This is a genomic window from Agrilactobacillus fermenti, from assembly GCF_021030645.1.
In the GTDB taxonomy this organism is placed as follows: domain Bacteria; phylum Bacillota; class Bacilli; order Lactobacillales; family Lactobacillaceae; genus Agrilactobacillus; species Agrilactobacillus fermenti.
In genome coordinates this window covers 1-17,841 of sequence record NZ_JACGCJ010000088.1, presented here as the reverse complement: position 1 = coordinate 17,841, position 17,841 = coordinate 1, and the positions used below count along the sequence as shown (strand labels likewise).

Genomic DNA, 17,841 nt, shown 5'->3' with positions numbered 1-17,841 from the left:
ATCTGCCAATGAACGCCAATCATTAGAGATCAAACGTCTTAAAGCAAGATTGGAATATGTTTCAACGGAGAATGCCTTGTTAAAAAAATTCGCAGAGTTGGAAAGGAGCGAAAGATCCCACAGGAAGCTGAGAAAAATCGAAGATGAACCATTCTTCGGAAATCTGAAGGCTAATTTGAAGTACCTACGAACCTCGGTTCGTGGGATTGAAAAGGTTACTACTGAAGCAGGAATTGCAATTATGGCAGCTAATCTGCCCCCCCCCCCCCCCCCCCCCCCCCCCCCCCCCCCCCCCCCCCCCCCCCCCCCCCCCCCCCCCCCCCCCCCCCCCCCCCCCCCCCCCCCCCCCCCCCCCCCCCCCCCCCCCCCCCCCCCCCCCCCCCCGTTTTGTCGCTTATAGAATAACATTGGAAGGCACTTCGTGCCTACATAAAAGCAAAAAATTCCTTGAGATCAGATCTCAAGGAATTTTTTACTTTAGGCTGTATAAAAAGACTTATGTCCCAGCCTCTTAGGCATTCACCGTGCGCCCTTGTTAACTTGACCTAGCACGTCGTGCTGGTCGTTCGGCAATTTAATACACAGTTGATTCTCGGTTATTAGAATATTTCATGATATGTGGTTTTCAAGGAACGAAGTGTTTGTGCGAAACCTTCGAACCTATCGTGCTCTAGATTATGACGACCCGGAGGGTTATTTCTATGCTCATACACCTGGAGGTAACCTGCGTCAGATCAACATCAATCCCAATTGGGAACACCATAAACAACAGATGCGATGCCTTGAGAAAAATCGAAGATGAACCATTCTTCGGAAATCTGAAGGCTAATTTGAAGTACCTACGAACCTCGGTTCGTGGGATTGAAAAGGTTACTACTGAAGCAGGAATTGCAATTATGGCAGCTAATCTGAACATCCCGTAAGGGATCAGAGCTTGTGCAGTCAGTTTGTTTTCAATGTAGTTATAATTCTGTTCACTACCGTAGCCCGCATCTGCCACAATATATTTTATTGGTGTTGTTTGGAAATCCATAGATTGTAAAAATGGAACATGATTTGATGAGATATTGATCTCCAAAGGGATTGATAAACACAACTGATTATTGTTATAATTTTGATACACGACAGTGTCCTCCTTTTCTTTCTAGAGTTTTGTCGCTTATAGAATAACATTGGAAGGCACTTCGTGCGCACGAAGTGCCTCTCAATGTTATTCTATAAGCGACAAAACTCTAGAAAGAAAAGGAGGACACTGTCGTGTATCAAAATTATAACAATAATCAGTTGTGTTTATCAATCCCTTTTCAGATCAATATCACATCAAACCACTTTTCCAAAGGGATTGATAAACGCAACTGATTATTGTTACAATTTTGATACACGACAGCGTACACCTTTTCTTTATAGAGTTTTGTCGCTTATAGAATAACATTGGAAGGCACTTCGTGCCTACATAAAAGCAAAAAATTCCTTGACAATTTTTATGTAGGCACGAAGTGCCTTCCAATGTTATTCTATAAGCGACAAAACTCTAGAAAGAAAAGGAGGACACTGTCGTGTATCAAAATTATAACAATAATCAGTTGAGTTTATCAATCCCTTTGGAGATCAATATCCCATCAAACCAAAATGACATGGACTATACAGGCGCCACAAAAAAGTACGATGACTCCTATGAACGAGTCTTTTCTTCTGTGGACAAGTTTAAACAAGGAGGACGAGAGGCCTTGGTCGACCGTCGTGGTAAAGCTAAGTCAGACGATGGCCATCTATCTGGCGCTTTAAGAAAGCCCTTCATGCGGCCAATACTATAGTATCGTAACCAGCCTCGCATTTTACGCTTGATCTCTTTAAGGACAGTGTCTAGACTAACACCGCGGTTCCGTTTGGTGATTAGCTTTAGGGCCTGTTTGATACGTTCTTTGGCAACTTAAATTCGAGGTCTCAAATCCCGGAGTTATTTTTCAGTGGCTTTCTCGGTATACTAGTGGTAAATCACTAGTATCTGCTAGGAGGAATCTAGCCATGAAGAACGGACGCAAGACAACACAACTTGAACGCATTGAGATTGCCGAGTGGGTCATCGAACTTGAATGCATTGAGATTGCCGAGTGGGTCATCGCAAATGACATGGACTATACAGGCGCCACAAAACAGTACGATATCTCCTATGGACAAGTCTATGCTTGGGTCAAGAAGTTTAAACAAGGAGGCCCAGAGGCCTTGGTCGACCGTCGTGGTAAAGCTAAGGCTTTACGATCATGCTTGGCAATACGGATCGATGCGGTGATGTGGTGAAGATGCATCAGGCCGCTCGCTCGCCTAGAACAAGCATGGTGCGGAGTTGCTTTGTCATTGTAGACACTTAATCGTTTGACTCCAAATATATAGTCATGCGCTTCTGCTAATTGTTGGAAACTCCCGTTCAATAGAATTGGCCGATCGGCCGTTTTTAAGTAGGCCAATGAAATGAAGTTTCTCATCAATAGAATATCTGGAACCTTTTCGGCCCATAAAAAATACTCCTTCCTAAGCAAACAGGTTTTAATTATTTACCTGTCTACTTAAGTAGGAGTATAGCCAACGAAATAGTTTTTCTAAGACTGATCCGGATGCAACTTTTATGCGCATGAAAGAAGATGCAATGCAAAATGGTCAGTTGAAGCCAGGTTATAATCTTCAGATCGCGACTCAAAATCAGTTTGCACTATACTACGATATCAACCAGTTTAAAGCAAGGTATAATCTTCAAAAACCTTCGAACCTATCGTGCTCTAGATTATGACGACCCGGAGGGTTATTTCTATGCTCATACACCTGGAGGTAACCTGCGTCAGATCAACATCAATCCCAATTGGGAACACCATAAACAACAGATGCGTGAAAGACTAAAAGATAATGATGAAACAAAAGCAATTTATGCCATTTTTCAGTGGCTTTCTCGGTATACTAGTGGTAAATCACTAGTATCTGCTAGGAGGAATCTAGCCATGAAGAACGGACGCAAGACAACACAACTTGAACGCATTGAGATTGCCGAGTGGGTCATCGTAAATGACATGGACTATACAGGCGCCACAAAACAGTACGATATCTCCTGGAGACAACAGTCCTATGGAGAGCTTCTGGAGTCACATGAAAGAAGAATTCTTCGCCTTTGAACAAGCGTATTCACAAGAGGAACTAGCGCTTCAGATTTCACGTTGTATCGATTGGTATAACAACAAACGTCGCCAAGAAACACTTAACGGCATGACCCCCAACGAATATACGTGATGCAAGTAAAATAATGAACTGGAACTATGATCCGATCAAAGATTACTATACTGACGAGCATGGCATCAAATTCCACTTTATTAGAGAAGGTCACCGCAAAGACAAGAGTGGTTTCGTGCGAAACCTTCGAACCTATCGTGCTCTAGATTATGACGACCCGGAGGGTTATTTGGGTGCTTGTACTACTTACTACCCTTAAAAGGGTCTTCAAATTCCCGAACACTTAATTTATCAACGGCAATATCATGTTTTTCCTGTTCTCTGATATATTTCCTAATTGTTGCTTCATTGATGCCCACCGTTGTCACATAATAGCCTTCTGACCAAAAATGACGGTTTCCAAATTTATATTTCAGATTTGCATGTTATCTTGAAGGTCCCGCCGATATTGATTGTAGATCACTTTTCTTCTATACTTTGGTGTAAACACGATATGGTATTTACACAACCATTTGGTATGTGCCAAACTGTTGTATTGATTCGCCATTTGTTTTTTCCCTCTTTCAAATAGATTGATTGGCCTGAACATCCAATATTCTATCTGAAAAGAGGGCTTTTTTGCATAGCCTTTTCTGGCCGTAAGATAGAGGCTATGGCTCAAGAGAATATTCCGACTAAATGGTTGATCGGTGATCCAGATACCGTTCCTAGTTACCGTACCATCAATAGATTTCGTTCTTCCGACCAGATGAAGCGGTTGGTAGAGGCAATGTTCTTGAGCTTTCGGCAATTATTAAAAGCCCAAGGCTTGATCGATGATAGTGCATTATCTACATTGAAAACAAACTGACTGCACAAGCTCTGATCCCTTACGGGATGTTCGAAAAAGAGCAGACTCGATCCTATCGACGTGATGCAAGTAAAATAATGAACTGGAACTATGATCCGATCAAAGATTACTATACTGACGAGCATGGGGATGGTCGAAAAAGAGCAGACTAGAAAAAATCGACGAGATGAAAGTAAAAGAAAGAATTATTTCTATGCTCATACACCTGGAGGTAACCTGCGTCAGATCAATATCAATCCTAATTGGGAACACCATAAACATCAGAGTCGTGAAAGACTAAAAGATAATGATGAAACAAAAGCAATTTATGCCTTGAGAAAAATCGACGATGAACCATTCTTCGGAAATCTGAAGGCTAATTTGAAGTACCTACGAACCTCGGTTCGTGGGACTTTTGAAACCCAGTTTTTGTATGATGAAACGCGTACTCATCAATACATTTGTGGTCGTGATAAACAGCCACGTTACTTTTTCCCATTGAAACATCGATACCGATCAGATCGGTCATCGAACAACATCTTCTTTCTTGTGATTAGAACACTAACTACTCCTGGATCTCATTTCCGATACCCGAGCTCGAAGCTCCACAAACTTAAAATTCTGCTAGGAGGAATCTAGCCATGAAGAACGGACGAAAGACAACACAACTTGAACGCATTGAGATTGCCGAGTGGGTCATCGTAAATGACATGGACTATACAGGCGCCACAAAACAGTACGATATCTCCTATGGACAAGTCTATGCTTGGGTCAAGAAGTTTAAACAAGGAGGCCCAGAGGCCTTGGTCGACCGTCGTGGTAAAGCTAAGAAAACGTTTCTTGGTATCAAGTAGAGTATATTCCTCGATGATCAACGTTTCGTGTGATAATCAGTGTTAAAGCCGATCGCACTCTATGGGGTTTCGAGCCGGTAAAAAAACTGGCTTTCACTACTACCTTCTGTTAATCAATTTTAAGTTTGTGGAGCTTCGAGCTCGGGTATCGGAAATGAGATCCAGGAGTAGTTAGTGTTCTAATCACAAGTGGCTGGTACATAAGCCACGCAAAATAAAATAATCGTAGTTTTCAGACTGATATTGAATCTGAAAACTACGATTATTTTTTTAGCGATTGATTTTCTAAAAATAACATTGACCTTGAGGGTCAATTTCAACAGATTAGCTGCCATAATTGCAATTCCTGCTTCAGTAGTAACCTTTTCAATCCCACGAACCGAGGTTCGTAGGTACTTCAACCCAAGTGTGGTCCATCCGATCCGCGTGCAACTCATGTTCCAGCGTGGCATTTAGTAGTTTATTACGCGAGATATTATCTTTGATCTCAGCTTTACGCTCATTCATGGCAATACAGCTCGATGCGTAGATGTGGTGAAGATGCATCAGGCGTCTCACTCGACTGGCACAAGCATAATAAGGCGTTTCTTTGTCATTGTAGACCATTAATCGTTTGAACGTTCAGATGCTATAACATGATATTTCATGTTCTTTTAAAAAATAAAAATCCCTCATTTAACGGTATTTTGACCGCTCATGAGGGACTGGAAAATATGGGAAAGGAGAGTACAGGATTTGAACCTGTTGCGCTCTTTTTACTGTTATATCAATGTTTAGAGGGAATTGATTTATCATTGATTACCATTTTGATTACGTTTGGCGGTTTAATGTGTCAGTGAAACTTACTTATTTAACAGTTATGCAATATTAGAGAAAAGTGGTACAAAATTGGGATACGTCAGTTGTAATACCATGAAATCAATATGTGCAACAATTGAGTGGGAATAGCCTAGAACCATTCTTATCAATTTCAGCCCTGTATCAAGGTACGTTTTTCCTTGATATAGGGCTGTTTTTTTGTGGTTAAAAACTGATAGAAGATGATACAAGTTGGACCGATTCCCCGAACTTACTAAGATTTCGGAACTTCGTTTTGATTTTCTTCCATGATTTCCAGATATACTGCCGGATCCTCGTGCGCAACCATGTGTCTAGCGCTTTAAGAAAGCCCTTCATGCGGCCAATACTATAGTATCGTAACCAGCCTCGCATTTTACGCTTGATCTCTTTAAGGACAGTGTCTAGACTAACACCGCGGTTCCGTTTGGTGATTAGCTTTAGGAGGCTGGGACATAAGTCTTTTTATACAGCCTCAAACAAAAAATTCCTTAAGATCAAATCTCAAGGAATTTTTTGTTTTTATGTAGGCACGAAGTGCCTCTCAATGTTATTCTATAAGCGACAAAACTCTAGAAAGAAAAGGAGGACACTGTCGTGTATCAAAATTATAACAATAATCAGTTGTGTTTATCAATCCCTTTGGAGATCAATATCTCATCAAATCATGTTGCACGCTTGCTTTTGACGTAGATATTACAATCATCCGCATAGCGCACAAATTGGTGGCCTCTGGCCACGAGCAGCTTATCCAACTCATTAAGGTAGATATTCGCCAATAATGGCGAGATATTTCCACCTTGCGGCGTACCTTGAGTTGATTTTTCAAACAGGCCTCCATTATTAATCCCACTCGTTAAGAACTTACGAATAAGTCTTAATAGCCAGGGATCATCGATATAATAGTGCAAACTGATTGTGAGTCGCGATCTGAAGATTATAACCTGGCTTCAACTGACCATTTTGCATTGCATCTTCTTTCATGCGCATAAAAGTTGCATCCGGATCAGTCTTAGAAAAACTATTTCGGTAACCAAACATTGCATTATTAGACTCGTATTTACTTTTTCTAGGTAGGTAGTCACTGTCGATCAAATGACGGTCGTGTTTGAATTTTCGCCGTAGGCGTTTGTAATCGAAGATGAACCATTCTTCGGAAATCTGAAGGCTAATTTGAAGTACCTACGAACCTCGGTTCGTGGGATTGAAAAGGTTACTACTGAAGCAGGAATTGCAATTATGGCAGCTAATCTGTTGAAACTGACCCTCAAAGTCAATGTTATTTTTAGAAAATCAATCGTTAAAAAAATAATCGTGGTTTTCAGATTCAATATCAGTCTGAAAACTACGATTATTTTATTTTGCGTGGCTTATGTCCCAGCGCCACAAAACAGTACGATATCTCCTATGGACAAGTCTATGCTTGGGTCAAGAAGTTTAAACAAGGAGGCCCAGAGGCCTTGGTCGACCGTCGTGGTAAAGCTAAGTCAGACGATGGCCATCTATCTGCCAATGAACGCCAATCATTAGAGATCAAACGTCTTAAAGCAAGATTGGAATATGTTTCAACGGAGAATGCCTTGTTAAAAAAATTCGCAGAGTTGGAAAGGAGCGAAAGATCCCACAGGAAGAAGGGGTGAGCAAAAGTGGCAAGGACAAATTGGCTTGAACTAAAAAGCCAGCGTCTTTAGGCGCTGGTCGGTAATAGAGGCTTATAGCCTCAGAGCAAACCACCCGTTTGACGGGTGGTTTTGATTTAAACGCGCTTCAAAAGGTAACGCCATCACTTAACAGCGACTGGCTCAAATGGAAAGAACGCCATTTATCACCAGTCTTGTTAATGCTCTGTCGTTGACCACCTTTTGCCACGCTCTGTTTTAAATATAGGCAAACAAGATGACTTTTAAAAGCATTGCCGGATTATAAGCGGGGCGGCCAGAAGTCATGGCCTTTTCGTAAATTAATTTATCGGGGATCGAATCAACAAAATGACTAATGGCAACGGCAACATGATTTGATGAGATATTGATCTCCAAAGGGATTGATAAACACAACTGATTATTGTTATAATTTTGATACACGACAGTGTCCTCCTTTTCTTTCTAGAGTTTTGTCGCTTATAGAATAACATTGCTTCATCACTTCGATCAGATGTCAAACGGTGTGGGTTTGATATTCGATCGAAGTGATGAAATAATCGCCCATCGGAATATCGAAAAAAATCTCTCAAATCGTGTCCAAGATATTGACTCAAATCCACCATAGCTAGAATCCTGTACAATAAAGGTGCTACCAACAACATTATTGAAAGAGAGGTCTTAGCTATGAGCCACTACCACCATCTTACCATAGAAGAACGAGAACAGATATTTTTAATGCATGCCCAATTCAATTTTAAACGTGTTCCAAAAGGCAACACCTTCACCTAACCACGAATGGCTCAAATGGCAAGTTCACCATTTTTCGCCATTCTTGTTAGTGATCAGGTGCTGAGCGCCTTTTGTCTCACTCTCTTCCTACGATTAGTCAAGTGTTAATTCCAACTAAATCATCTGTTAATGAATCAATGTCTATTGTATAAGGTTTGCGTCACTTGAGTATGCTTCACCCCCATGGGGGTGAAATTAGGGTAACTCAAATGTTTTGTCGCTTATAGAATAACATTGAGAGGCACTTCGTGCCTACATAAAAACAAAAAATTCCTTGAGATTTGATCTTAAGGAATTTTTTGTTTGAGGCTGTATAAAAAGACTTATGTCCCAGCCTCCTGCTAGGAGGAATCTAGCCATGAAGAACGGACGCAAGACAACACAACTTGAACGCATTGAGATTGCCGAGTGGGTCATCGTAAATGACATGGACTATACAGGCGCCACAAAACAGTACGATATCTCGTGGAAATATCTCGCCATTATTGGCGAATATCTACCTTAATGAGTTGGATAAGCTGCTCGTGGCCAGAGGCCACCAATTTGTGCGCTATGCGGATGATTGTAATATCTACGTCAAAAGCAAGCGTGCGGGCTACCGCGTTTTGGCCAACGTGACTCGATTCTTGGAAAAGGACTTGAAGCTAACGGTCAATCAAAAGAAAACTCGCGTTGGCTCGCCCTTGAGATTGAAATTTCTAGGGTTCACTTTAGGTGTGAAAAGGATGTGGAACTGCGCAGACAACTAGGATGTTGGCTCAGAAGCAGCCACCATTTAAAGAGTGCGTAATAGCTCACTAGTCGAGTGGTCCTGCGCCGAAAATGTACCGGGGCTAAGCATAGTACCAAAACTGTGGATGGACACCTTAGGTGTCCGTGGTAGGAGAGCGTTCTAAGGGCGGAGAAGCCAGATCGTGAGGACTGGTGGAGCGCTTAGAAGTGAGAATGCCGGTATGAGTAGCGAAAGACAGGTGAAGAATCCTGTACCATAAAGGAGCTACCAACAACATTATTTAAAGAGAGGTCTTAGCTATGAGCCACTAACACCATCGTACCATAGAAGAACGAGAACAGATATTTTTAATGCATGCCCAAGGAAAAAACAGCTTAACTATTGGACGGGCCCTTAAACGTAGTCCTTCAACGATCTATCGTGAGCTTGCTAGGAATCAGGACACACATAACTACTCACCTGCTAAAGCACATAAACTCTATACAGACAGAAAGCGCCGAGCCCGTAAAAAAAACTGGCTTTCACTACTACCTTCTGTTAATCAATTTTAAGTTTGTGGAGCTTCGAGCTCGGGTATCGGAAATGAGATCCAGGAGTAGTTAGTGTTCTAATCACAAGAAAGAAGATGTTGTTCGATGACCGATCTGATCGGTATCGATGTTTCAATGGGAAAAAGTAACGTGGCTGTTTATCACGACCACAAATGTATTGGTGAGTACGCGTGTCATCATACAAAAACTGGGTTTCAAAAGCTTAAAAAACGGCCCTCTAAACGTGAAATTGAGAATGAACGTCTTTGTCGATTGATCTCAGGGATCTATTTTGAGAATAAGGGTATTTATGGTGCTCCTAAGATTCATTACTTTCTCATCAGTCGAGATGAGCATATTTCCTTGAAGCGAGTTCAAAAACTCATGAAAACGTTGGGCCTACGGGCCATCACTGTTAAGAAGTATCAACCGAGTCGATTTTCAAAGCCAATAACCGAAGGCCGAAAAAATTTATTGAACAAAAGCGACCCAAAAAGCTGAGGCACTTTTAGATTATGCTAAAGATAGTGCGCCAGCCGCCCACAAGGGCGATGTGCAAGTAGCCGAAGTTCGTTATTATGCCCATGAGCTCAAAGCGTTGATCTAGCAAAAAGAGAAAATACAGAAACAATTGATAGCGCAAGCGAAAGCTTTACCAGAATTTGAGATCTTGACTTCTATGCCTGGCATTGGTGAATTGACAGCTAGCCGAATCATTGGTGAGGTCGGTGATGCTAGGAATCAGGACACACATAACTACTCACCTGCTAAAGCACATAAACTCTATACAGACAGAAAGCGCAATTGCGGTAGGAAAAGAAAGCTGACAGATCCTGAGAGTCTTAAGATCGTCCAACACTTGTTTTTAGAATGCCATTGGTCCCCTGAAGAAATTGCGAACCGCTTAGTGGTTGAACATCATCAACTCCAAATCAGCTACAATACGATCTATCGGGCTATTCAAAACGGCACATTCGACCAACAAAATAGGCCATCAATGCAACTCCAATTATCACTTTCTATCTCGTTGAAGCCATTGAAATACATCATGGAGGTCAATAATATGCCAAAAAACCAGTGGGTTTCTCCAACAAATTCTGGCTGGAAGGTTCATGGCGAAGGTTCAACAAGGGCAACTAAGAATTTCACCAACAAAACTCAAGCAATAGACTTTGCTAAGCAAATTGCAAAGAACCAAAGTTCAGAATTGATCGTTCAAAACAAAAATGGTCAAATTGGAATGCGCTTTAAGAAAGCCCTTCATGCGGCCAATACTATAGTATCGTAACCAGCCTCGCATTTTACGCTTGATCTCTTTAAGGACAGTGTCTAGACTAACACCGCGGTTCCGTTTGGTGATTAGCTTTAGAGCCTGTTTGATACGTTCTTTGGCAACTTTGTGCGGCCGGGCATATGCTTTGCCTTTACTCACACCTAAAGTGAACCCTAAAAATTTCAATCTCAAGGGCGACCCGACATGAGTTTTCTTTTGGTTGATTATTTCTATGCTCATACACCTGGAGGTAATCTGCGTCAGATCAACATCAATCCCAATTGGGAACACCATAAACAACAGATGCGTGAAAGACTAAAAGATCATGATGAAACAAGAGCAATTTATGCACTGAGAAAAATCGATGATGAACCATTCTTAGGAAATCTGAAGTCTAATTTGAAGTACCTACGAACCTCGATTCGTGGGATTGAAAAGTTTATTACTGAAGCAGGAATTGCACTTATGACAGCTAATCTCCTTGCGGCGTACCTTGAGTTGATTTTTCAAACAGGCCTCCATTCATAATCCCACTCGTTAAGAACTTACGAATAAGTCTTAATAGCCATGGATCATCGATATATTGGCCGACAAATTTCATCATTAAATCATGATTGACCGTGTCGAAATATGCCTTAATGTCAAGATCGATCATATATTGCTAACCTTGGTCCTACAGCGCTATGACCCGTTTGATGGCATCATGAGCACTTCGATTGGGTCGGAAACCAAAAACGTGATGCAAGTAAAATAATGAACTGGAACTATGATCCGATCAAAGATTACTATACTGACGAGCATGGCATCAAATTCCACTTTATTAGAGAAGGTCACCGCAAAGACAAGAGTGGTTTCGTGCGAGACCTTCGAACCTATCGTGCTCTAGATTATGACGACCCGGAGGGTTATTTCTATGCTCATACACCTGGAGGTAACCTGCGTCAGATCAACATCAATCCCAATTGGGAACACCATAAACAACAGATGCGACTTCTGTATCATTCAGCTAGACATCACTGCCTAGTTTGTACCTGTGAAACTTTCCGTTTCTCTTGTCGGGAACGTATGATACAGACCTCCCCGGGTAAGAACGCTAACTTTCGTGCCATGTAACCACTGGCTTTACTGCGTACAGTTTCGAGTAGTATGGGACTTCAGTTTGTTTAGCAACCTTATCCACTGCAAACAGCCTTATAGCCACTTCTTGTTCATTGGTTCAGCACTTTGCTTTAGACTTCCTTCAGGCATGAAAGAAGATGCAATGCAAAATGGTCAGTTGAAGCCAGGTTATAATCTTCAGATCGCGACTCAAAATCAGTTTGCACTATACTACGATATCAACCAACGACCAGCTGATCAAAGAACGCTGATTCCATTTTTACAATCTATGGATTTCCAAACAACACCAATAAAATATATTGTGGCAGATGCGGGCTACGGTAGTGAACAGAATTATAACTACATTGAAAACAAACTGACTGCACAAGCTCTGATCCCTTGCCATTAGTCATTTTGTCGATTCGATCCCCGATAAATTAATTTACGAAAAGGCCATGACCTCTGGCCGCCCGGCTTATAATCCAGCAATGCTTTTAAAAGTCATCTTATTTGCCTATACCAGACAAACCTTTTCTGGCCGTAAGATAGAGGCTATGGCTCAAGAGAATATTCCGACTAAATGGTTGATCGGTGATCCAGATACCGTTCCTAGTTACCGTACCATCAATAGATTTCGTTCTTCCGACCAGATGAAGTAGTTATTACCAATGGCTTAAAAAACGGCCCTCTAAACGTGAAATTGAGAATGAACGTCTTTGTCGATTGATCTCAGGGATCTATTTTGAGAATAAGGGTATTTATGGTGCTCCTAAGATTCATTACCTTCTCATCAGTCGAGGTGAGCATATTTCCTTGAAGCGAGTTCAAAAACTCATGAAAACGTTGGGCCTACGGGCCATCACTGTTAAGAAGTATCAACCGAGTCGATTTTCAAAGCCAATAACCGAAGGAACCCGGGGCGCGTAGTGTGATTTCCGGTGAAGATAAGATGTGGAATGGCGTTTCATTTCAAGATTTAGTTTTGTCCCGAGATAATTTGAATCAAGCTTACCTTAAAGTCAGAAGCAACAAGGGTGCGGCGGGTATTGACGGTCTAACTGTCGATGAGCTGTTGCCTTATCTGAAACAACATCGTGATGAGCTAATCGCATCACTGCGTGATGGCAGTTATCAACCATTACCAGTTAAACGAGTCGAGATTCCAAGCTGCTCATGGCCAGAGGCCATCAGTTTGTGCGCTATGCGGATGATTGTAATATCTACGTCAAAAGTAAGCGCGCAGGCTACCGCGTACTGGCCAATGTGACCAAGTCATTGGAGAAAGACTTGAAGTTAACCATCAACCAAAAGAAAACTCATGTCGGGTCGCCCTTGAGATTGAAATTTTTAGGGTTCACTTTAGGTGTGAGTAAAGGCAAAGCATATGCCCGGCCGCACAAAGTTGCCAAAGAACGTATCAAGCCATTAGTCATTTTGTCGATTCGATCCCCGATAAATTAATTTACGAAAAGGCCATGACCTCTGGCCGCCCGGCTTATAATCCAGCAATGCTTTTAAAAGTCATCTTATTTGCCTATACCAGACAAAACTTTTCTGGCCGTAAGATAGAGGCTATGGCTCAAGAGAATATTCCGACTAAATGGTTGATCGGTGATCCAGATACCGTTCCTAGTTACCGTACCATCAATAGATTTCGTTCTTCCGACCAGATGAAGTTGGAATCTCGACTCGTTTAACTGGTAATGGTTGATAACTGCCATCACGCAGTGATGCGATTAGCTCATCACGATGTTGTTTCAGATAAGGCAACAGCTCATCGACAGTTAGACCGTCAATACCCGCTGCACCCTTGTTGCTTCTGACTTTAAGGTAAGCTTGATTCAAATTATCTCGGGACAAAACTAAATCTTGAAATGAAACGCCATTCCACATCTTATCTTCACCGGAAATCACACTACGCGCCCCGGGTTGCATGAAAGAAGATGCAATGCAAAATGGTCAGTTGAAGCCAGGTTATAATCTTCAGATCGCGACTCAAAATCAGTTTGCACTATACTACGATATCAACCAACGACCAGCTGATCAAAGAACGCTGATCCCATTTTTACAATCTATGGATTTCCAAACAACACCAATAAAATATATTGTGGCAGATGCGGGCTACGGTAGTGAACAGAATTATAACTACATTGAAAACAAACTGACTGCACAAGCTCTGATCCCTTATCTGCCAATGAACGCCAATCATTAGAGATCAAACGTCTTAAAGCAAGATTGGAATATGTTTCAACGGAGAATGCCTTGTTAAAAAAATTCGCAGAGTTGGAAAGGAGCGAAAGATCCCACAGGAAGTATACTTAGCCATCAAAGAATTGACAAAGATCATTAATCCAGACACCCAGAATCTATATACTGTCAGTAATTTATGCCGCTTGGCTGAAATTTCTCGTGCGGCTTATTATAAATGGTGTCATCACGTTTGAATAGACTGGTACGTTGTGGACAGATTGATAAGTCCACGGCGTTCCAGTCTTTCGTTTGTTAGAGTATATTTCAGTACACCGGTATGTGCAGTATGCCAATACCCTTTACGGGTATTAGAAAATATTCGTGCTTCTGACACCGATTCCCCTAACTTTCTAAGATTTCGGAACTTCGTTTTGATTTTCTTCCATGATTTCCAGATATACTGCCGGATCCTCGTGCGCAACCATGTGTCTAGCGCTTTAAGAAAGCAGACAACTAGGATGTTGGCTCAGAAGCAGCCACCATTTAAAGAGTGCGTAATAGCTCACTAGTCGAGTGGTCCTGCGCCGAAAATGTACCGGGGCTAAGCATAGTACCGAAACTGTGGATGGACACCGATGGTGTCCGTGGTAGGAGAGCGTTCTAAGGGCGGAGAAGCCAGATCGTGAGGACTGGTGGAGCGCTTAGAAGTGAGAATGCCGGTATGAGTAGCGAAAGACAGGTGAGAATCCTGTCCACCGTATGACCTTCCAATGTTATTCTATAAGCGACAAAACTCTAGAAAGAAAAGGAGGACACTGTCGTGTATCAAAATTATAACAATAATCAGTTGCGTTTATCAATCCCTTTGGAGATCAATATCCCATCAAACCACGTTGCCGTTGCCATTAGTCATTTTGTCGATTCGATCCCCGATAAATTAATTTACGAAAAGGCCATGACCTCTGGCCGCCCGGCTTATAATCCAGCAATGCTTTTAAAAGTCATCTTATTTGCCTATACCAGACAAAATGTTGTTCGATGACCGATCTGATCGGTATCGATGTTTCAATGGGAAAAAGTAACGTGGCTGTTTATCACGACCACAAATGTATTGATGAGTACGCGTTTCATCATACAAAAACTGGGTTTCAAAAGTTAGCCACGACCGTGGCAGAACTAGAGCACCCCACCTTATATTTTGAAGCCACAGCCATTTATTACCGACCGCTAGTCCGTTTCTGCCCTACCCGACATTGGGCTTTCACTCAGTTGAACACCCTACAACTTCATTTCCAATAAATTTTTTCGGCCTTCGGTTATTGGCTTTGAAAATCGACTCGGTTGATACTTCTTAACAGTGATGGCCCGTAGGCCCAACGTTTTCATGAGTTTTTGAACTCGCTTCAAGGAAATATGCTCACCTCGACTGATGAGAAAGTAATGAATCTTAGGAGCACCATAAATACCCTTATTCTCAAAATAGATCCCTGAGATCAATCGACAAAGACGTTCATTCTCAATTTCACGTTTAGAGGGCCGTTTTTTAAGCCATTGGTAATAACTATTTAGACTTCCTTCAGATTCCACCTCACGGTGGACACCCTTGTCCTCAACTAATAGTTCCGACTACTACGGTCTATAGTGGACTTTCACCACCAAGTTAGCGCCCATGCCGGGCGCACTAATAAAAAGGTATTGATTCCTACTTTGGGCTATACTCCTACTTAAGTAGACAGGTAAATAATTAAAACCTGTTTGCTTAGGAAGGAGTATTTTTTATGGGCCGAAAAGGTTCCAGATATTCTATTGATGAGAAACTTCATTTCATTGGCCTACGTCATACGGTGGACAGGATTCTCACCTGTCTTTCGCTACTCATACCGGCATTCTCACTTCTAAGCGCTCCACCAGTCCTCACGATCTGGCTTCTCCGCCCTTAGAACGCTCTCCTACCACGGACACCTAAGGTGTCCATCCACAGTTTCGGTACTATGCTTAGCCCCGGTACATTTTCGGCGCAGGACCACTCGACTAGTGAGCTATTACGCACTCTTTAAATGGTGGCTGCTTCTGAGCCAACATCCTAGTTGTCTGCGCAGTTCCACATCCTTTATTTTTCAGTGGCTTTCTCGGTATACTAGTGGTAAATCACTAGTATCTGCTAGGAGGAATCTAGCCATGAAGAACGGACGCAAGACAACACAACTTGAACGCATTGAGATTGCCGAGTGGGTCATCGCAAATGACATGGACTATACAGGTGCCACAAAACAGTACGATATCTCCTATGGACAAGTCTATGCTTGGGTCAAGAAGTTTAAACAAGGAGGCCCAGAGGCCTTGGTCGACCGTCGTGGTAAAGCTAAGTCAGACGATGGCCATCTATCTGAAGCCAATGGTTACATGGCACGAAAGTTAGCGCTCTTACCCGGGGAGGTCTGTTTCATACGTTCCCGACAAGAGAAACACGGAAAGTTTCACAGGAACAAACTAGGCAGTGATGTCTAGCTGAATGATACAGAAGTCAGCCGAGGCCATAGTAGTTGTCCTTTGGACAACGAAGGGCCGAAGTTTAACAATTCTCATTGAAATTGGAGGTAGAAATCATGCGACGATCGCAGAAAACAGAACCATGTTCTGGTCACCGTGGGATGGTAGACCTGGAAGGTGCGGGTATTGACGGTCTAACTGTCGATGAGCTGTTGCCTTATCTGAAACAACATCGTGATGAGCTAATCGCATCACTGCGTGATGGCAGTTATCAACCATTACCAGTTAAACGAGTCGAGATTCCAAAACCGGACGGCTCCAAGCGCAAGCTCGGGATTCCAACGGTGGTCGATCGACTTGTTCAGCAAGCAGTCGCTCAAGTGATGTCGCCAAGGTTTGAAAAGATATTCTCGGATAGCAGTTTTGGTTTCCGACCCAATCGAAGTGCTCATGATGCCATCAAACCTTTGGCAACTTTGTGCGGCCGGGCATATGCTTTGCCTTTACTCACACCTAAAGTGAACCCTAAAAATTTCAATCTCAAGGGCGACCCGACATGAGTTTTCTTTTGGTTGACTGTTAGCTTCAAGTCCTTTTCCAAGAATCGAGTCACGTTGGCCAAAACGCGGTAGCCTGCACGCTTGCTTTTGACGTAGATATTACAATCATCCGCATAGCGCACAAATTGGTGGCCTCTGGCCACGAGCAGCTTATCCAACTCATTAAGGTAGATATTCGCCAATAATGGCGAGATATTTCCACATTCACCGTGCGCCCTTGTTAACTTGACCTAGCACGTCGTGCTGGTCGTTCGGCAATTTAATACACAGTTGATTCTCGGTTATTAGAATATTTCATGATATGTGGTTTTCAAGGAACGAAGTGTTTGAGAGTAGACCTCTCAAAACTAAACAAAGTTTCGACATGTGCAGACTTTCCGTAATTTTTCCTTAGAAAGGAGGTGATCCAGCCGCAGGTTCTCCTACGGCTACCTTGTTACGACTTCACCCTAATCATCTGTCCCGCCTTAGACGGCTGGCTCCTAAAAGGTTACCCGACCGGTCGGGTAACCTTTTAGGAGCCAGCCGTCTAAGGCGGGACAGATGATTAGGGTGAAGTCGTAACAAGGTAGCCGTAGGAGAACCTGCGGCTGGATCACCTCCTTTCTAAGGAAAAATTACGGAAAGCCTGTACATGTCGAAACTTTGTTTAGTTTTGAGAGGTCTACTCTCAAGCACTTCGTTCCTTGAAAACCACATATCATGAAATATTCTAATAACCGAGAATCAACTGTGTATTAAATTGCCGAACGACCAGCACGACGTGCTAGGTCAAGTTAACAAGGGCGCACGGTGAATGCCT

Annotated in this window: 25 protein-coding genes, 16 pseudogenes and 4 other annotated features; of the genes and pseudogenes, 28 read left to right on the top strand and 13 right to left on the bottom strand. The window is 42.5% G+C overall.

The genetic code is table 11. From position 1 onward, the window contains the following. Positions 1–49: 49 nt before the first annotated feature. From FHQ08_RS13125 to FHQ08_RS13255, 3 genes are all read left to right on the top strand, one after another. Positions 50–400, top strand: coding sequence for a transposase (locus FHQ08_RS13125; RefSeq protein ID WP_330166100.1), 351 nt, complete (start codon positions 50–52; stop codon positions 398–400). 382 nt (positions 401–782) lie between these two features. Next, positions 783–923: a transposase gene (locus tag FHQ08_RS13355; protein ID WP_407929225.1), complete on the top strand. Its 141-nt coding sequence runs from the start codon at positions 783–785 to the stop codon at positions 921–923. 633 nt (positions 924–1,556) lie between these two features. Beyond that, positions 1,557–1,814 carry a helix-turn-helix domain-containing protein gene (locus FHQ08_RS13255; protein WP_230914773.1) on the top strand — a complete coding sequence of 86 codons (258 nt, stop codon included), beginning with the start codon at positions 1,557–1,559 and terminating at the stop codon, positions 1,812–1,814. 8 nt (positions 1,815–1,822) lie between these two features. On the opposite strand, the pseudogene FHQ08_RS13250 reads toward FHQ08_RS13255, so the two are convergent. Next, positions 1,823–1,894: pseudogene (locus FHQ08_RS13250) on the bottom strand (hypothetical protein); the annotation flags it as partial. 131 nt (positions 1,895–2,025) lie between these two features. Here FHQ08_RS13250 and FHQ08_RS12910 point away from each other — a divergent pair. Beyond that, positions 2,026–2,298, top strand: coding sequence for a helix-turn-helix domain-containing protein (locus tag FHQ08_RS12910; protein WP_230914772.1), 273 nt, complete (start codon positions 2,026–2,028; stop codon positions 2,296–2,298). 93 nt (positions 2,299–2,391) lie between these two features. On the opposite strand, the gene FHQ08_RS13115 is transcribed toward FHQ08_RS12910, so the two are convergent. Then, a complete protein-coding gene (locus FHQ08_RS13115; RefSeq protein WP_269073964.1) occupies positions 2,392–2,514 on the bottom strand; it encodes a hypothetical protein in 123 nt (40 codons plus the stop codon). A 188-nt stretch (positions 2,515–2,702) separates the two neighbouring features. Between FHQ08_RS13115 and FHQ08_RS12905 the strand changes: the two genes are divergently transcribed. From FHQ08_RS12905 to FHQ08_RS12895, 3 genes are read left to right on the top strand one after another with little or no spacing between them, the layout of a single operon-like run. Then, positions 2,703–3,161 (top strand): hypothetical protein, encoded by a 459-nt coding sequence (locus FHQ08_RS12905; RefSeq protein WP_230914771.1) that lies wholly within the window; start codon positions 2,703–2,705, stop codon positions 3,159–3,161. Then, positions 3,055–3,276 carry an IS3 family transposase gene (locus FHQ08_RS13245; protein WP_330166097.1) on the top strand — a complete coding sequence of 74 codons (222 nt, stop codon included), beginning with the start codon at positions 3,055–3,057 and terminating at the stop codon, positions 3,274–3,276. The genes FHQ08_RS12905 and FHQ08_RS13245 overlap by 107 nt, the downstream gene beginning before the upstream one ends. A gap of 13 nt (positions 3,277–3,289) precedes the next feature. Beyond that, positions 3,290–3,475, top strand: coding sequence for a hypothetical protein (locus tag FHQ08_RS12895; RefSeq protein WP_230914769.1), 186 nt, complete (start codon positions 3,290–3,292; stop codon positions 3,473–3,475). On the opposite strand, the pseudogene FHQ08_RS12890 reads toward FHQ08_RS12895, so the two are convergent. Beyond that, positions 3,459–3,763: pseudogene (locus FHQ08_RS12890) on the bottom strand (transposase). The gene FHQ08_RS12895 and the pseudogene FHQ08_RS12890 overlap by 17 nt on opposite strands. A 24-nt stretch (positions 3,764–3,787) precedes the next feature. Here FHQ08_RS12890 and FHQ08_RS13110 point away from each other — a divergent pair. From FHQ08_RS13110 to FHQ08_RS12875, 4 genes and pseudogenes are all read left to right on the top strand, one after another. Further along, positions 3,788–4,066: a transposase gene (locus tag FHQ08_RS13110; RefSeq protein ID WP_407929229.1), complete on the top strand. Its 279-nt coding sequence runs from the start codon at positions 3,788–3,790 to the stop codon at positions 4,064–4,066. Positions 4,067–4,092: 26 nt separating this feature from the next. Next, positions 4,093–4,218 (top strand): hypothetical protein, encoded by a 126-nt coding sequence (locus FHQ08_RS13105; protein ID WP_269073963.1) that lies wholly within the window; start codon positions 4,093–4,095, stop codon positions 4,216–4,218. Further along, the gene (locus tag FHQ08_RS12880; RefSeq protein WP_230914768.1) at positions 4,196–4,684 is read left to right on the top strand and encodes a transposase; all 489 of its coding nucleotides are present in this window, start codon (positions 4,196–4,198) and stop codon (positions 4,682–4,684) included. The genes FHQ08_RS13105 and FHQ08_RS12880 overlap by 23 nt, the downstream gene beginning before the upstream one ends. A 2-nt stretch (positions 4,685–4,686) precedes the next feature. Then, positions 4,687–4,878: pseudogene (locus FHQ08_RS12875) on the top strand (helix-turn-helix domain-containing protein); the annotation flags it as partial. A gap of 200 nt (positions 4,879–5,078) precedes the next feature. Here the strand turns inward: FHQ08_RS12875 and FHQ08_RS12870 are convergent. From FHQ08_RS12870 to FHQ08_RS12850, 5 genes and pseudogenes are all read right to left on the bottom strand, one after another. Beyond that, positions 5,079–5,234, bottom strand: coding sequence for a hypothetical protein (locus FHQ08_RS12870; RefSeq protein WP_230914767.1), 156 nt, complete (start codon positions 5,232–5,234; stop codon positions 5,079–5,081). A 31-nt stretch (positions 5,235–5,265) separates the two neighbouring features. Beyond that, entirely contained in the window at positions 5,266–5,445 is a 180-nt protein-coding gene (locus FHQ08_RS12865) for a hypothetical protein (protein WP_230914766.1), read from the bottom strand. Between the two features lie 510 nt (positions 5,446–5,955). After that, positions 5,956–6,180, bottom strand: a pseudogene (locus FHQ08_RS12860) (group II intron maturase-specific domain-containing protein); the annotation flags it as partial. Positions 6,181–6,406: 226 nt separating this feature from the next. Beyond that, positions 6,407–6,647, bottom strand: a pseudogene (locus tag FHQ08_RS12855) (reverse transcriptase domain-containing protein); the annotation flags it as partial. After that, positions 6,640–6,819: pseudogene (locus FHQ08_RS12850) on the bottom strand (IS5/IS1182 family transposase); the annotation flags it as partial. The pseudogenes FHQ08_RS12850 and FHQ08_RS12855, both read right to left, overlap by 8 nt. A gap of 296 nt (positions 6,820–7,115) precedes the next feature. Between FHQ08_RS12850 and FHQ08_RS12845 the strand changes: the two are divergent. Beyond that, positions 7,116–7,376, top strand: a pseudogene (locus tag FHQ08_RS12845) (helix-turn-helix domain-containing protein); the annotation flags it as partial. A 237-nt stretch (positions 7,377–7,613) separates the two neighbouring features. Here the strand turns inward: FHQ08_RS12845 and FHQ08_RS12840 are convergent. Continuing rightward, positions 7,614–7,817 carry a hypothetical protein gene (locus FHQ08_RS12840; protein WP_230914765.1) on the bottom strand — a complete coding sequence of 68 codons (204 nt, stop codon included), beginning with the start codon at positions 7,815–7,817 and terminating at the stop codon, positions 7,614–7,616. 706 nt (positions 7,818–8,523) lie between these two features. Here FHQ08_RS12840 and FHQ08_RS12835 point away from each other — a divergent pair. From FHQ08_RS12835 to FHQ08_RS13340, 5 genes and pseudogenes are all read left to right on the top strand, one after another. Continuing rightward, positions 8,524–8,634: pseudogene (locus tag FHQ08_RS12835) on the top strand (helix-turn-helix domain-containing protein); the annotation flags it as partial. Beyond that, positions 8,588–8,818: pseudogene (locus tag FHQ08_RS13350) on the top strand (reverse transcriptase domain-containing protein); the annotation flags it as partial. The pseudogenes FHQ08_RS12835 and FHQ08_RS13350, both read left to right, overlap by 47 nt. A gap of 39 nt (positions 8,819–8,857) precedes the next feature. After that, positions 8,858–9,043, top strand: a sequence feature (23S ribosomal RNA rRNA prediction is too short). Positions 9,044–9,221: 178 nt separating this feature from the next. Further along, positions 9,222–9,449 carry a helix-turn-helix domain-containing protein gene (locus FHQ08_RS13345; RefSeq protein ID WP_407929228.1) on the top strand — a complete coding sequence of 76 codons (228 nt, stop codon included), beginning with the start codon at positions 9,222–9,224 and terminating at the stop codon, positions 9,447–9,449. Between the two features lie 84 nt (positions 9,450–9,533). Next, the gene (locus FHQ08_RS12825; protein WP_230914763.1) at positions 9,534–9,929 is read left to right on the top strand and encodes an IS3 family transposase; all 396 of its coding nucleotides are present in this window, start codon (positions 9,534–9,536) and stop codon (positions 9,927–9,929) included. 130 nt (positions 9,930–10,059) lie between these two features. Continuing rightward, the gene (locus FHQ08_RS13340) at positions 10,060–10,716 is read left to right on the top strand and encodes a DUF2188 domain-containing protein (protein WP_407929224.1); all 657 of its coding nucleotides are present in this window, start codon (positions 10,060–10,062) and stop codon (positions 10,714–10,716) included. On the opposite strand, the gene FHQ08_RS12810 is transcribed toward FHQ08_RS13340, so the two are convergent. After that, positions 10,630–10,941, bottom strand: coding sequence for a group II intron maturase-specific domain-containing protein (locus FHQ08_RS12810; protein WP_230914762.1), 312 nt, complete (start codon positions 10,939–10,941; stop codon positions 10,630–10,632). The two genes, FHQ08_RS13340 and FHQ08_RS12810, sit on opposite strands and share 87 nt — an antisense overlap. On the opposite strand from FHQ08_RS12810, the gene FHQ08_RS12805 reads away from it, so the two are divergent. From FHQ08_RS12805 to FHQ08_RS12780, 6 genes and pseudogenes are all read left to right on the top strand, one after another. After that, positions 10,906–11,229, top strand: a complete 324-nt coding sequence (locus tag FHQ08_RS12805) for a transposase (protein ID WP_330166096.1) — start codon at positions 10,906–10,908, stop codon at positions 11,227–11,229. The genes FHQ08_RS12810 and FHQ08_RS12805 overlap by 36 nt on opposite strands. Before the next feature lie 718 nt (positions 11,230–11,947). Further along, positions 11,948–12,199, top strand: a pseudogene (locus FHQ08_RS12795) (transposase); the annotation flags it as partial. Positions 12,200–12,203: 4 nt separating this feature from the next. Next, a pseudogene (locus FHQ08_RS12790) lies at positions 12,204–12,443 on the top strand (transposase); the annotation flags it as partial. A 55-nt stretch (positions 12,444–12,498) separates the two neighbouring features. Then, entirely contained in the window at positions 12,499–12,726 is a 228-nt protein-coding gene (locus FHQ08_RS13335; RefSeq protein WP_407929227.1) for an IS3 family transposase, read from the top strand. After that, positions 12,719–13,221: pseudogene (locus tag FHQ08_RS12785) on the top strand (reverse transcriptase domain-containing protein); the annotation flags it as partial. The gene FHQ08_RS13335 and the pseudogene FHQ08_RS12785, both read left to right, overlap by 8 nt. Positions 13,222–13,223: 2 nt before the next feature. After that, positions 13,224–13,463: pseudogene (locus FHQ08_RS12780) on the top strand (transposase); the annotation flags it as partial. Between the two features lies 1 nt (position 13,464). Here the strand turns inward: FHQ08_RS12780 and FHQ08_RS12775 are convergent. After that, positions 13,465–13,722, bottom strand: a pseudogene (locus tag FHQ08_RS12775) (group II intron reverse transcriptase/maturase); the annotation flags it as partial. 10 nt (positions 13,723–13,732) lie between these two features. Between FHQ08_RS12775 and FHQ08_RS12770 the strand changes: the two are divergent. The 3 genes and pseudogenes from FHQ08_RS12770 to FHQ08_RS12760 form a co-directional block, all read left to right on the top strand. Next, positions 13,733–13,987, top strand: a pseudogene (locus FHQ08_RS12770) (transposase); the annotation flags it as partial. A gap of 461 nt (positions 13,988–14,448) precedes the next feature. Then, positions 14,449–14,635 (top strand) — a sequence feature (23S ribosomal RNA rRNA prediction is too short). Positions 14,636–14,809: 174 nt separating this feature from the next. Further along, complete coding sequence (locus tag FHQ08_RS12765; RefSeq protein WP_230914761.1) at positions 14,810–15,031, top strand: hypothetical protein; 222 nt, start codon at positions 14,810–14,812, stop codon at positions 15,029–15,031. Beyond that, positions 15,028–15,288: a hypothetical protein gene (locus FHQ08_RS12760; RefSeq protein ID WP_230914760.1), complete on the top strand. Its 261-nt coding sequence runs from the start codon at positions 15,028–15,030 to the stop codon at positions 15,286–15,288. Before FHQ08_RS12765 ends, FHQ08_RS12760 begins: the two co-directional genes overlap by 4 nt. On the opposite strand, the gene FHQ08_RS12755 is transcribed toward FHQ08_RS12760, so the two are convergent. Further along, on the bottom strand, positions 15,268–15,576 hold the full coding sequence (locus tag FHQ08_RS12755; protein ID WP_230914759.1) for an IS3 family transposase: 309 nt from the start codon (positions 15,574–15,576) through the stop codon (positions 15,268–15,270). The two genes, FHQ08_RS12760 and FHQ08_RS12755, sit on opposite strands and share 21 nt — an antisense overlap. Positions 15,577–15,879: 303 nt before the next feature. After that, positions 15,880–16,220, bottom strand: a sequence feature (23S ribosomal RNA rRNA prediction is too short). Between the two features lie 16 nt (positions 16,221–16,236). On the opposite strand from FHQ08_RS12755, the gene FHQ08_RS12750 reads away from it, so the two are divergent. Both FHQ08_RS12750 and FHQ08_RS12745 read left to right on the top strand, forming a co-directional pair. Then, complete coding sequence (locus FHQ08_RS12750) at positions 16,237–16,497, top strand: helix-turn-helix domain-containing protein (protein ID WP_230914758.1); 261 nt, start codon at positions 16,237–16,239, stop codon at positions 16,495–16,497. 161 nt (positions 16,498–16,658) lie between these two features. Further along, a pseudogene (locus tag FHQ08_RS12745) lies at positions 16,659–16,973 on the top strand (reverse transcriptase domain-containing protein); the annotation flags it as partial. Here FHQ08_RS12745 and FHQ08_RS12740 read toward each other — a convergent pair. Further along, on the bottom strand, positions 16,928–17,182 hold the full coding sequence (locus FHQ08_RS12740) for a reverse transcriptase domain-containing protein (protein WP_407929226.1): 255 nt from the start codon (positions 17,180–17,182) through the stop codon (positions 16,928–16,930). The pseudogene FHQ08_RS12745 and the gene FHQ08_RS12740 overlap by 46 nt on opposite strands. 251 nt (positions 17,183–17,433) lie before the next feature. Continuing rightward, positions 17,434–17,841, bottom strand: a sequence feature (mutual gap in cmsearch alignment for this rRNA model is longer than 100).